Annotated in this window: 7 protein-coding genes and 1 pseudogene; 2 read left to right on the forward strand and 6 right to left on the reverse strand. The window is 58.6% G+C overall.

Annotation, left to right across the window (positions count from 1 at the left end; genetic code table 11):
* Window positions 1–59: 59 nt before the first annotated feature.
* The gene (locus tag JNB88_RS07420; protein WP_223217105.1) at window positions 60–1,340 is read right to left on the reverse strand and encodes an FAD-binding oxidoreductase; all 1,281 of its coding nucleotides are present in this window, start codon (window positions 1,338–1,340) and stop codon (window positions 60–62) included.
* A gap of 391 nt (window positions 1,341–1,731) precedes the next feature.
* Between JNB88_RS07420 and JNB88_RS07425 the strand changes: the two genes are divergently transcribed.
* The gene (locus JNB88_RS07425) at window positions 1,732–5,250 is read left to right on the forward strand and encodes an adenylate/guanylate cyclase domain-containing protein (RefSeq protein WP_220354888.1); all 3,519 of its coding nucleotides are present in this window, start codon (window positions 1,732–1,734) and stop codon (window positions 5,248–5,250) included.
* 41 nt (window positions 5,251–5,291) lie between these two features.
* Window positions 5,292–5,552, forward strand: a complete 261-nt coding sequence (locus tag JNB88_RS07430) for a DUF4242 domain-containing protein (RefSeq protein WP_220354889.1) — start codon at window positions 5,292–5,294, stop codon at window positions 5,550–5,552.
* 226 nt (window positions 5,553–5,778) lie between these two features.
* Here the strand turns inward: JNB88_RS07430 and JNB88_RS07435 are convergent.
* The 5 genes and pseudogenes from JNB88_RS07435 to JNB88_RS07455 all read right to left on the reverse strand — a co-directional run bounded on the left by JNB88_RS07435 (window position 5,779) and on the right by JNB88_RS07455 (window position 12,705).
* Window positions 5,779–7,040 (reverse strand): annotated as a pseudogene (locus JNB88_RS07435) (glycerate kinase type-2 family protein).
* Between the two features lie 74 nt (window positions 7,041–7,114).
* The gene (locus JNB88_RS07440) at window positions 7,115–9,220 is read right to left on the reverse strand and encodes a beta-galactosidase (RefSeq protein WP_220354890.1); all 2,106 of its coding nucleotides are present in this window, start codon (window positions 9,218–9,220) and stop codon (window positions 7,115–7,117) included.
* A 100-nt stretch (window positions 9,221–9,320) separates the two neighbouring features.
* Window positions 9,321–10,196, reverse strand: coding sequence for a 2-hydroxy-3-oxopropionate reductase (locus JNB88_RS07445; RefSeq protein WP_220354891.1), 876 nt, complete (start codon window positions 10,194–10,196; stop codon window positions 9,321–9,323).
* A 7-nt stretch (window positions 10,197–10,203) separates the two neighbouring features.
* Window positions 10,204–10,983 (reverse strand): 2-oxo-tetronate isomerase, encoded by a 780-nt coding sequence (gene otnI, locus JNB88_RS07450; RefSeq protein ID WP_220354892.1) that lies wholly within the window; start codon window positions 10,981–10,983, stop codon window positions 10,204–10,206.
* A gap of 12 nt (window positions 10,984–10,995) precedes the next feature.
* Window positions 10,996–12,705, reverse strand: coding sequence for an ABC transporter ATP-binding protein (locus JNB88_RS07455; RefSeq protein ID WP_220354893.1), 1,710 nt, complete (start codon window positions 12,703–12,705; stop codon window positions 10,996–10,998).
* Window positions 12,706–12,713 lie beyond the last annotated feature (8 nt).

Below are 12,713 nucleotides of genomic sequence, written 5' to 3' on the forward strand. Positions count from 1 at the left end.
CACGGATCAGAATGGCCGCCAGGATAGAAGTCGCACTAATCGGCTTCGCCCCTTGGCGGTCACCCGGCAGGGCGGATATTGTGGTTCGTCCGGAACAGGTTCCTCGGGTCGTATTTCTTTTTGACATCGGCAAGTTGCTCGTAATTGTCGCCGTACGTGGCTTTCAGGCGCGCCTCGCCTTCATCATCCATCATGAAGTTCGGGTACGCGCCGGCGAGGTTGAATGGGTGCACCGCCTGCCAGTAGTCGGTCGCCCACTTTTTCAGCGTCGCCGCCTGGTGTGGATCGACGTCAACGCCGGCAATAACCATCGACCATGTGGCATTCCGACAATTCCACGCCGTTTCATCTCTTCCCTTGCGATGAACGGCGGCATCAATCGGGTAGAGGTGCATGCACGAAGCTTCGCTGGGCGCCTTAGCCACCTGTTCGATGTGCGCATCGATTGCCGCGTCCGGGAGTGTTTTGACGAAATCGCCCTTCCAATACCATTGAAGGCCTTTCGGAAAGAGTCCGTCGAACATGCCTTGAAGTGTCGGGTACGGGATCGGACCGGCAAAGTCGACAATCGGCTGCGGAAGCGCACTGCGCACGGTGTTAACTGCCTTCTCCCCGTCTGCGACCGCTCCATTGTAGGAAACCAGTAGTACGCAGATCCGTTTACCGCGATGCTCAACTGGGAACGGATCGGCGGAGGGGACTGTCTGCAGCCCGAGGAAGACGTAGAACTCGTCCGGCGCGGTCTCCAAAAAATCGCGGTACCAGCGCATCACCTTCTGAGCGTCCTTCAACTCCCAAAAGATCGGACCGGCATAAACGGTGTCCGCAGGATGCGCCTCGAACAGAAAACTGGTGACGACCCCAAAATTGCCGCCGCCCCCGCGCAGCCCCCAGAACAAATCGGAGCGCTCGGTTTTGCTGGCGGTGACGAATGTGCCGTCCGCCAAGACCACGTCAGCCTCGATTAGATTGTCAATGGCAAGTCCATATTGGCGGGTGAGGTACCCGTGGCCGCCGTTCAAGGTCAGACCCGCCACACCTGTAGTCGAGACGACACCAAAGGGGATTGCAAGTCCAAAGGCGTGGGTGGCGTGGTCGACCTCGCCAGTTGTACAACCGCCAGCAACGCGAACTGTGCGCTTTGCCGGGTCGACGCGCACACCCCGCATTAGCGACAGGTCGATGACGATACCGTCGTCGACGCTGGCAAACCCAGCTCCGTTATGGCCGCCTCCGCGCACAGCGATTGGAAGCTCGTTATCACGTCCGAAGTTTACGGCGGCAATCACATCGGCAGCATCCGTACACTTAGCGATCAAGAGCGGCCGCTTGTTGATCATCGCATTGTAGAGCCTACGCGCGTCCTCGTACTCGCTATGGTCGCGCCCGATAAGAGCACCGCGAAAAATCTGTGTCAGCTTGCCGATGTTTTCGCTGATCATAACACCCTCCTGAAGCCGAGCTTCCGAATGTTGACGAGAGGCGTTTACGGATGCGCAGACGACGGAACCGCTCCCCAAAGCCGTCGATTGCGAGCCCAAAGAATGCGCTGAAAGACGCGGATAGTCCACAATCCTACTATTCGCTGGCCCTAAAAACGATTGTCGGCGGTATCCAAACCGAACTTTCAGGCCCTCTATTCCCCGAGGCGGAGTTGCCAGTGCCACGGCGTGGAAAGATACCGCCCTTCGTGATATTTTTTTTGGGGAACCGTTGAGCGGATTGAGGTCGATGCAGACGATTGAGGATTGGCTAGCCCAACTTGGTCTCGGCAAGTACGCCGCGGCCTTCGTTGAGAATGACGTCGATCTGCGAGCGCTACCTCACATCGCGGAATCGGACCTGCGAGAAATCGGGGTCTCGCTTGGACACAGGAAGATTATCCTGGCTGCGATAAGCGGACTCACGCAGCAGCGTTCGAACCAACAGCCGCCTTCCGCCGAAGCGTCTGACGCAGTTGCTGACAGGCGGCTGCTCAGCGTATTCTTCTGCGACCTGGTCGGATCGACCCCATTGTCGGCGCAGCTCGACCCGGAAGACATGCACGAGTTGATCCGCCGCTATCAGGACAGTGTCGCCGGCGCGGTAACGCGTTTCGGAGGACATGTTGCCAAGTATCTTGGTGATGGCGTGCTCGCGTATTTCGGATGGCCCATGGCTTACGAGGATCACGCCGAGCGCTCGATCCGGGCCGCCCTAGAAGCGATGGCGGCCGTCGACGTGCTACAGTCGCCGAACGCGCAGGCACTGAAGGCCAGGATCGGTATCGCCTCTGGACACGTGGTGGTTGGCAACACCGTCGGCAATGTGAATGAACGCGGATCGATCGCCGGGGACACACCAAATCTGGCGGCACGCCTACAAGGGGCCGCCGCCCCCGGCCAAATCCTGGTCGCCGACAGCACCCGCCGCCTAGCCGGGCAGTCCTTCGAAATCATGAACCTCGGCGAGCGGGAACTCAAAGGGTTCATCTCACCCGTTGCGGTATTTGAAGTCCGAGGCGAGCGAGAGGTGGAAAGCCGCTTCGAAGCCGCGCATCCCAGCGGGCTTTCGAAGTTTGTCGGCCGCGCCAGCGAGATCGGCTTGCTGCTGGAACGGTGGGAGTTGGCGAAATCCGGCCAGGGCCAGATGATCTTCCTGTCCGGGGAAGCAGGCATCGGGAAATCGCGCCTCGTCGAGGCCTTGGAAGAGCGCCTGCGCGAGACCCAGCACGAACTTATCCGACTGCAGTGTTCGCCCTATCACGCTACCTCTGCCTTTTACCCAATCGTCGAACGGCTGAGTAGGGTCGCGCAATTTGCGCCGACGGACGATCAGAACACACGCGTCGAGAAGTTTCGTAAGCTGGTGAGCCGCTACGGCGAGAATCCCTCCGAGGTCGGCGCGATATACGCCGAGCTGCTTTCGCTCGACCTTGGTGACGAATTCAGGCCGCCTGCGCTCTCCGCCCATCAGCGCAAGGAAATTCTCGTCCGTACAATAGCGAACCGTTTGCTGCTTGCGACCAGGATCGCTCCGGTGCTCATGGTCGTTGAAGACGCACACTGGATGGACCCGTCCACAAGCGAAGTATTGCAAGAACTCGTCGGTCGGCTCCATGGGACATCCGCCCTTATCGTCGTAACCCATCGAACCGAATGGAGCGCGGATTGGACAACTGGACTAGCTCACGCAACGACGCTTTCCATTGGTCGTCTTACCCGGGAGCAGATGCGTGAGCTGATCGAATCGATGGACCGCAACATTCCTGAAGAGCTCGTCGAAATGATTTCCGAGCGAACGGACGGCATACCCCTGTTCATCGAGGAATTGACCCGCTCGATCACGGAGAGCGGAAAGTTAACCTCGCTCAACCTAGAAATCCCGGACAGTCTGCAGGGATCGCTGATGACACGTCTGGATCGCTTGCCGACGACGGCTAAAGAGGTCGCGCAAATTGCCTCGGTGATAGGTAGGGAGTTCGATCGCGACCTTCTATCGAAGATAGCAGGGCTCGATGAGCGAACACTTGAGGGCGCATTAGCCCACCTTGAGACTAGCCAAATCGTCGTCGCCGGCGGCGCCTTGCGCAACGACGCTCTCGTTTTTCGCCATGCCCTCATTCAGGACGCGGCCTATCAATCGCTCCTCAACAGACGACGGCGGCATTTCCACGAGAACATCGCTAAGGTTCTCGTCGATCAGTATCCGGACGTCACCGTCACGCAGCCTGAGCTCATTGCCCAGCACTATGAAAACGCGCAACGGATAGAGCTGGCGCTTCCCTATTGGATGAAGGCCGGAGAACGCGCCCTTGCAAGATCGGCCAACTACGAGGCGGTCGATCATTTCCAAAACGCACTGACGATCGTGGAACAGGCACCGGAGGTACCCAATCGGCAGAAGGACTTGCTCGCCGCAGTTCTCAAGCTTGGCGATGCCCTGTACGCTGCAGGCCGCATGACGGATTCCGTGGTGAAATATCGGCTGGCCGCCCCATTGGCACGGAAAGCCGCAGACACGCTGGGCTTTGTTCGCGCGGTGGTCGGCCTTGACGGCTCCCAATTTCTCTCCTCGAACTCGCTTTCCGAGACTTTGCCGCTACTCGAGGAAGCCATGGCTATGGTTCAACCAGAGGACAAGAGATCGCGTTGCCAGCTTCTCAGCCACCTCGCGCGTGCATATGCCTACCTGAGTGACAGTGAGAAAGCCGCACAATGCAGTAAGGTTGGAATAGAACTTGCCCGGGATGTTGGCGATAAGACCTCCCTTGTGGAACTCTCCGTTCTGCCATTCCTAACAGCTTCCCCTGTCAAATCCATCGTTGAGAGAAACGACCGGATAGCCCGCGTGGATGAAATAAGGCGCTTGGCGGGGGAAATCGATGATGACGATGTGCTAACCAGGGTGCTTTCTATCGACACCTACGTTTCAACCGAGCTGGGCGATCGCGCACGAGCGGATCGCGCGGTCGACGCCTTGGAGAACCTCGGCACCAAGCGCCAGCATCTCAATGTCCAGTTCTACGCTCGGATCGCGCGGGCGATGATGGCAATTCTAGATGGAAGGTTCGCTGCAGCGGAAGAGATCGCCGAAGATGCGCTGAAACTGGGGAAGCATACTCTTGGTGTAGCCCCCGAAGGTGTCTACGGGATGCAGATGTTCGCGATCCGCCGGGAGCAGAGCCGCCTATCAGAAGTCGCACCGGTCATGAAATTGTTGATCGAGGAAAACCCGGACGAAGTCACCTGGCTACCGGGTTTTGCGTTGGTCGCTTTTGACCTCGGCTATCGAGAAGCGGCCCAGCGGAGATTGGAAGACCTTTCCAGCACACGCTTCGTCCTTCCGCTCGACGGAAAACGAAGCGCATCTCTATCGTTCCTGGCGGAAGTCGCTGCCGGTCTGGGGGACGTGGAAGCATCGAGGGCACTCTACAACCTGATGCTCGACTACAAGGAGATGACCGTCACGATCGGCATGGCGACTGTCTGCTTCGGTGCAGCAAGCCGCTATCTGGGCATGTTGTCCGTCGCACTAGGAGAGTTTGATCGGGCTTCCAAACACTATGAGCATGCCCTTGAGATGAACTCGGCGATCCGCTCGAGACCGTGGCTCGCGCATGCAGAGGCCGAATATTCAGAACTCCTAATGAAAATTGGTAGCCGAGCCGCGATAAAGAGAGCAATGTCTCTATCCGAACATGCCCGGTCAACTGCGGCCGAACTGGGAATGGTCAGACTGCAACAACGATTGAAGTCTACTATTCACTGAAATCAGAAGTTTGCCGCGAGAGGTGAGAAGAGGGGCTTATCATGCCACGCTATATCATCGAAAGAAACTTTGCCGAACAACTCCAACTCTCGAAAGAGGGCGTCGAGGAAATCAATCTGATCAATGACGACGAAGGGGTGAAGTGGATTTATTCCTTCCTCAGCGCCGACCGGAAAAAGACCTACTGCCTCTACGAGGCGCCAAATCCTGAAGCCATTCGCGCCGCGGCAAGGAGGAGTAACGTCCCTGCGGATGTAATCATTGAAGTTGCCGAGGAGATCGGCCCAAATATGTTTGCCTAGGGCATTAAGGCTTGAGGAGTGCTCCAGCTGTCTTCAGGACGATGAATCCGTCGGCTGGCGAGCCAAGTGCGCGGCCGTCATTCGAGCAGACCGCGACGATTGTCCTTCGAGCCCCCCGCGACCCTTAATATCGACCGCATCAAATTCCGGCTGGGACAGGCCGTGCTACATCTTTTTGACAAGACGAGAGTAATCGATGTTGGACTTGGGCGGCTCCCACAGGGTCTTACGCAAGTAGTATCGCTCGGAAATCATTGACGTTTGTTCCAGTAGGTCCAGTCTCGAAAAGGTCATCGATCGATCTGAAGGCAGTATAGCTGTCGTTTGCATCAAGGATACGCCGCGGATCAACGCCCAAGGCGCGCAATCGCTTGACGGTAGTGCCATCGGCGAAGGCTCCAGCATTGTGTTCAGACCCATCGATCCCGTCGGTGTCGGCGGCGAGCAAATGGAAATTCAGACCATCCAGCGCAAGAGCCGCAGCGAGAGCAAACTCGCCATTGCGGCCACCCCTGCCGCCTCTCGAGCGTAGTGTCACGGTCGTTTCGCCACCGGACAGATAACCACGGGTTTGACAAAGGGTCGGTTGCGAAGGACCACTTCCCTGGCAATCGAGGCATGGACGAGCGCCACATCGCGGGATTCTCCCTCGATTGCGTCCGAAAGGATCACCGCGTGAAGTCCTTGCTGACGGGCGAGCGAGGCTGCGGCTTCAAGCGAAACTGCCGCAGAGGCGACGATATGGTGGCTGTTTCGGCTAAGGACAGGGGCATCCGGTCGAGGCGAAGTGGCATGTTCGGAATTGAGGTATTTCAGCGCCGCCTCGGGCAACTTCAGGCCGTACTGGGCGATGATATCAAGCGCCTCGTGCCGGGTTGATTGGTTGGGCACGGTAGGGCCCGAACCGACATAGGCTGGATTGTCACCTGGGATATCCGAGACGATCAGGCTGACAACGGGGGCTAACGTTGCTGCAGCCAACCGTCCGCCCTTGATGGTCGACAAGTGTGTGCGAACGACATTCATCGCCGAGATTGGCGCACCGGACGCAAGAAGCATTTCGTTGAGTTCAATTTCGTCTTTCAGCGTCAGACCTTCCGGTGGCGAGGGTAGCAACGCCGAGGCGCCACCGGAGATTAGCGCAATGACGAGGTCATCTGCCGACAGGTCCCTTACAGCCTCGACCAGCCGTTTCGAGCCGGCAAGGCCTGCGGCGTCAGGCACCGGGTGGCCCGCTTCAATGATCTCTACATGGTCAGTTTGACATCCGTATCCGTAGCGGGTCACGACAATGCCTTCGAGCGGTCCGTTCCAGACCGTCTCCAGAGCTCTTGCCATTTGGGCAGCTCCCTTCCCAGCCCCGACAACCACCGTCCGCCCCTTCGGTTTTCGGGGCAGGTGGGCAAGCATGCCCGTCAACGGATCAGCCGCTTTTACAGCGGCTTCAAACAAGGACGAGAGAAACAGGCGAGGAGATGAGACGAGCATTGTAACCAGCAGACTCCATGTCGGCTTAGAGGCGGGCCGCTCAGTGCGGCTCGCCTTCCAGTATCTTCTTTGGTTTAGCCAATCTGCAGAATGACAACGTCTCGAGGCGGGACCTCGATTTTACCCCCTTGAATTTGATGACCGAGTGGCCATCGAACGGTCTTCCCCGCTTGAATGAGCCCATGGGCCTCGGCGAGTTTGACTTCTGTCGATTGAGTTTCCCGCGTCGGATTGACAAGCCATAGGAAGCTGCCTTTCACGCCACTGTGCACCCGTGCAAAAAGCGCCGGATTTGACAGCGCGGCATGACGCTCAATGCCGGTCCAGTCAATCAACGCTCCAAAGAACGCCCAGTTGGCCTTTCCATTGGTCGCAAAGTATCCGACCGACGGGTTTGTGCCGACCAACAGCGTACGCCCTTCACCGTAGGCATTTTCGACAACCGCCAGGCGGCCGTCGTCGAACGTCCCGCGCGCTGATCCTCTCGTTGCCTCATAGGATTGGAGCATGCCTCCGCCCTGGACCTCTTGGCCGCCGAAACTGAACCGGATCCGGTCACCGATATCTGGCATGTACTCGACATCGACCTGACGTGCTCCGAACATCACATCGAGACCGAAGTTCGGCTGTTGCTGACCTACATGTCCGCGGTCGCCAAAATATCCGGGGCAGGCCTCGCAGATCAGCGTTCCGCCATTCTCGACCCAGGTTTTCAACCGGTCGGCTTGATCCGAGGTAAACATAATCGGGTAGGGGAAGTAGAGTACAGTGTAGGCATCGATGTCGTCGATATGCACCCAGTCAGGCTGAACACCCTGGTCGAGGAACGCCCTGTAGGCACCCCACATGGCATCCTTGTAGGGCTTTTCCTGGCGGTCGTGGTTGAGAAGATAGTCCCACTCCTGCGTCTCGCGCACGACAATGATCCCAATTTCTCCGCGAACGGGTTTTGCGGCCCAAAGGGATGCCTGGGGAGGGTCATTGGCCCACTTCCCGAGCGACGCCTGCATCTCGGATCGCGGCGTGCGCGACCCGTCCATGCCGTAGGCGCCAAAGGCGCCAAACAGGGGACCGTCGAGCAATGGCCTGTAGCGCAGGTTCATCATGCCTCGTGCACCCCCGGCAAGAGACGTCATGCTCCAGATCCGAATGTCTTCCGGCTCGGCGACCCGCCCATCTTCCTTGTCACGCCCGATCACTTGGGGCTGCAGCCAAAGAGGTCCAGCCTGGCGCTCTGCGTGCCAGAATGGTTTTCCACGGGCTGCAGCGCGATTGATGTCGACGCCGTACCAGGTCTTCCACGGTTCAGTCCCTTTTCGTGCCTGGATCCAGGTGTAGCCGTAGAGTTCGACCTTAGACGCCGCCAGCCAATCGTCGCAGCCATGCGAGGCCATGTCGGGAATAGCGCCCGAGACTCCATGCGCGGCAATCAGGCATTTGCTATCGACCGACCGGATCGTGTCGATGCGCCATTGCATCTGCTCATAGAAGTTGTCCCGCTTGAACTGCAGCCAGTCGATGCATTCCGGGTAGGCTGCCATCTGGACCGGGGGCTCGATATCGTCCCATTCCGCATAACTGTAGCGGTACCATGCCTTGGCGAGCGCCTTGAGGTTTCCGTATTTTGCCTCGAGCCAAGTCCGGAACGCTGCCTTCGTATAGTTGCTGTAATCGACGTCCTCGGCGTAGTTGCATTCGTTCCAGATGTCGTAGCCATAAAGAGCCGGATGATCCTTGTAGCGCTTGGCCATCGCCGTCAGGAAACGACCAGCTGCCTCACGGACTTCAGGGCAGTTCAAGGTGAGGACTCCACCACCATTCTTTCCAAAGCCGCCGGTCGCTGACGACACGCCCATGTTCGAACTAAGTTTCCGGCCATCTGACGTGATCTGGTTCGCATGGGCATACTTGCGCACTGCCCAATCAGGCACCGTCTGTGTCATCTCGGCAATGATGGTTTTGATCCCATTTTTCGCGGCAAGATCGAGCTGCCGATCATATTCCTCCCAGTCATAGACGCCGGGTGCTGTCTCGATCGCGCCCCACATGAACCAATGGCGAAAGACGTTCAAGCCGTCTTCAGCCGCAACGCCATAGTCGCGGTCCCAATGTTCCTGCGGGGGATTTGATTTTCGAAAATATACGGCCCCGTAGGGGAACTGGATGTCATCACGCAGCATTCTATGGTCCTCCAAGATTTGGGAAATGCCGGCCATGGCTTCGCCGTCCGACGGTTTGGCGTCGGTTGCTGAGGCATAAGCCGAGCGTCAGTGGATAGGGTTAGCGGGCGCCTCCGGAGAGCCGTTCGAGTGTTTTGATCAATGCGGAATGGTCGCGGTCGCCATCTCCCGAGGCAACCGCCGCATTCATGAGCTGCTGGGTCGCCGCAGTGTTGGGCAGAGCGAGATCAAGTGCACGGGCAGCGTCCACCGCCAGCGCCATGTCCTTTCGGTGCAAGCGGATCCGAAAACCCGGATCGAACGTTTCCTTGACCATTCGCTCGCCGTGAACTTCGAGGATCCGGGACGAAGCAAAACCGCCCATCAGCGCCTGGCGCACCTTCGCGGGATCGGCGCCGGCCCGTTTCGAAAATAGAAGTGCTTCGGACACGGCCTCGATTGTCAGTCCGACAATGATCTGGTTGGCGACCTTTGCGGTTTGACCGTCACCGACACCGCCGATGAGAGTGATGTTCTTACCCATCGTCTCGAAAAGTGGCTTTGCCCGTTCAAAAGCGTGTTCCTTGCCACCGACCATGATCGTCAACGAGGCCGCCTTGGCACCAACTTCGCCTCCCGATACCGGCGCGTCCAGATAGTCACAGTCGAGTGCTTCAACGCGGGTCGCGAAATCCTTCGTGGCGACCGGCGAAATCGAACTCATGTCAATGACCAGCTTGCCCGCCGAAAGACCCGAGGCGACGCCGTTCTCGCCGAAAAGGACAGCTTCGACGTCTGGCGTATCCGGCAACATCAGGATGATGATGTCTGAAGTCTCTGCCACAGCTTTGGCGCTGTCGATGGTTTTGCCGCCCTTGGTGACGAGATACTCCGATGCCTGCTTCACACGGCTGAGGTTGACCTGATGGCCCGCGTCGATCAGGTGTTCAGCCATCGGGCGTCCCATGACGCCCAGTCCGATAAAACCAATGTTCATGTCTCGCTCACTTCCGATAGGGGGTCATCCAGCCAAGGCCTTCGCTGGTGCCGGATTTCGATTTGTATTCGCAGCCGACCCAACCGTCGTACCCAAGCCGGTCAAGCTCTGCGAAGATGAAGGGGTAGTTGATCTCGCCGGTGCCGGGTTCGTTTCGTCCCGGATTATCTGCGATCTGGACATGGGCGATTCTGTCCTTCAGTCGCGCGAAGGTCGGGATCAGGTCGCCCTGCATGATCTGCATGTGGTAGAAATCGTACTGGATATAGAGATTGTCCGAACCGACCTTGTCGAGGATCTGCTCGGCGTGATCCGTCCGCGACAGGAAGAAGCCAGGGATGTCGCGCAGATTGATTGGCTCAATCAGCAGTCGGATCCCGGCATCCGCACATCGGACCGAAGCGTATTTGAGATTTTCGACAAGAACCTCCTCCAGGCTGCCAAGATCGGCACCTGCAGGGACAAGGCCGGAAATGACATTCAACTGTCGGCAGGAAAGCACTGTCGCGTAGTCGATCGCCTGCGTGACGCCCGCCCGAAATTCCTCGACACGATCGGGCAGGCAGGCAATGCCACGTTCGCCACCCGCCCAATCGCCGGAGGGGACATTGAAGAGCGCCTGTTTAAGTCCGCTTGACGTCAATGCTTCCGCCACCTTCTCCTTCGGCTCAGCATAGGGGCCAAGATATTCGAGTGCTCCGAACCCGTCCCTTGCAGCGGCTTCGAACCGATCGAGGAACGGCAGGTCCTGGTATAGAAATGAAAGATTGGCAGAAAATTTTGGCACGTATTTTCCTTCCTATGCATTGGCCGGCGCAACGAAACGCTGACGGTGCATGAGACGCTTGTCACGTGGATCAGGGTTGGGAACGGCTGAGATCAGGCTTCTGGTGTAGGCCTCGCGCGGATCCGTGCAGATCTGGGCGGCGTCGCCGATTTCGACGATCTTGCCACGATGCATGACCGCGACCCGGTCGCAAAAATATCGCACGACCGAGATGTCGTGCGAGATGAACAGGAAGCTCAGGGCAAGCCGCTGGCGGATGTCGAGCAGGAGATCGAGGATCTGGCTGCGGATCGATACGTCGAGCGCTGCTGTCGCCTCGTCGGCAATGATGATCTTCGGATCAAGTGCCAGCGCCCGGGCGATGCAGATCCTCTGGCGCTGCCCGCCCGAAAACGCATGCGGATAGCGCTCCATCGCCAGCGGATCGAGGCCGACGAGCCGCATCAGTTCGGCGACGCGCTCTTCCAAGGCCTTACCCTTTGCCAAGCCATTGACGACGAGCGGGTCGCCGATCACCTCTTTTACGGTCATGCGTGGATTGAGGGAGGAAAACGGATCCTGGAAGACCAGCCGCACCTCGCGATGGAAGGCGCGAAGCTCCTTCTTTCCAAGTCTCGTGACATCCGTCTCGTGACCGTCTTTTCCCCGGAAGATCACGGAACCAGTGGTCGGCTCTACTGTCCTCAGGATCAACCGTCCGAGTGTCGTCTTGCCGGAGCCACTTTCACCAACGATGCCAAGGTTTTCTCCGGGATAGAGGTCAAAGCTCGCATCGTCGACGGCCTTGAGTGTATTGGTCGTCCCGTGCCAGCCGAAGACCTTGCTCAGATTGCGGACCGAAAGCACGGGCGCGGGCGGTGCGCTCGCGGCGGGCGCGGCAGGCACGACGCCTTCGGCGTGATGCGTAAGTTTGACCGTCGAGGCAAGAAGCTGGCGGGTATAGGAGTGCTGCGGATCATGAAAGATCGCATCGACGGTGCCCGCCTCGACAATCCGCCCGAAGCGCATCACGGCGACCTCATCGGCAACCTCTGCCACAACGCCCATGTCGTGGGTGATGAGAAGCATCGCCATTCCACGGTCGACCTGAAGGCGTTTGATGAGGTCGAGAATCTCTGCCTGGGTAGTCACGTCGAGCGCTGTCGTCGGTTCGTCCGCAATCAGGATATCCGGGTTTGCCGCCAGCGCCATTGCGATCATCGCCCGCTGCCGCATGCCGCCGGAGAATTCGAAGGTATAGCGATCGCCCATCGTCTCGGGGTTTGGAATCTCCACCTGGCGCAAGAGGTCGATCATGCGGGCTCGGGCCGCCTTCCTGTCGAGGTCGCTGTGCAGCCTGATCGCCTCCACGATCTGGGAGCCGATGGTATGGACGGGTGACAGGGAACTCATCGGCTCCTGGAAAATCAGACCGATACGCTTGCCGCGAATAGCACGCATTGCGCGGCTGGTCGGCGCAAGCGAGGCAATATCCGTCTCGCCGCCAGCCTCCGTGAGGACAATGCGACCCGCGACAATGCGGCCGGGTCTGTCGACGATCTGAAGAAGCGACCGGGCTGTCACGCTCTTGCCCGACCCGCTTTCCCCGACAAGGCAAAGGGTCTTGCCGCGACGCAGCTGAAAGCTGACCTTTTCCACGGCGTGCAGGATGTGGGTCCGAAGGCTGAAGTCGATCGACAGGTTTTCGACGCTGAGGACGACGTCATCTGTTAGGTCGGACATTTGTTTCC

The organism is Rhizobium cauense, from assembly GCF_019511525.1.
In the GTDB taxonomy this organism is placed as follows: domain Bacteria; phylum Pseudomonadota; class Alphaproteobacteria; order Rhizobiales; family Rhizobiaceae; genus Rhizobium; species Rhizobium cauense.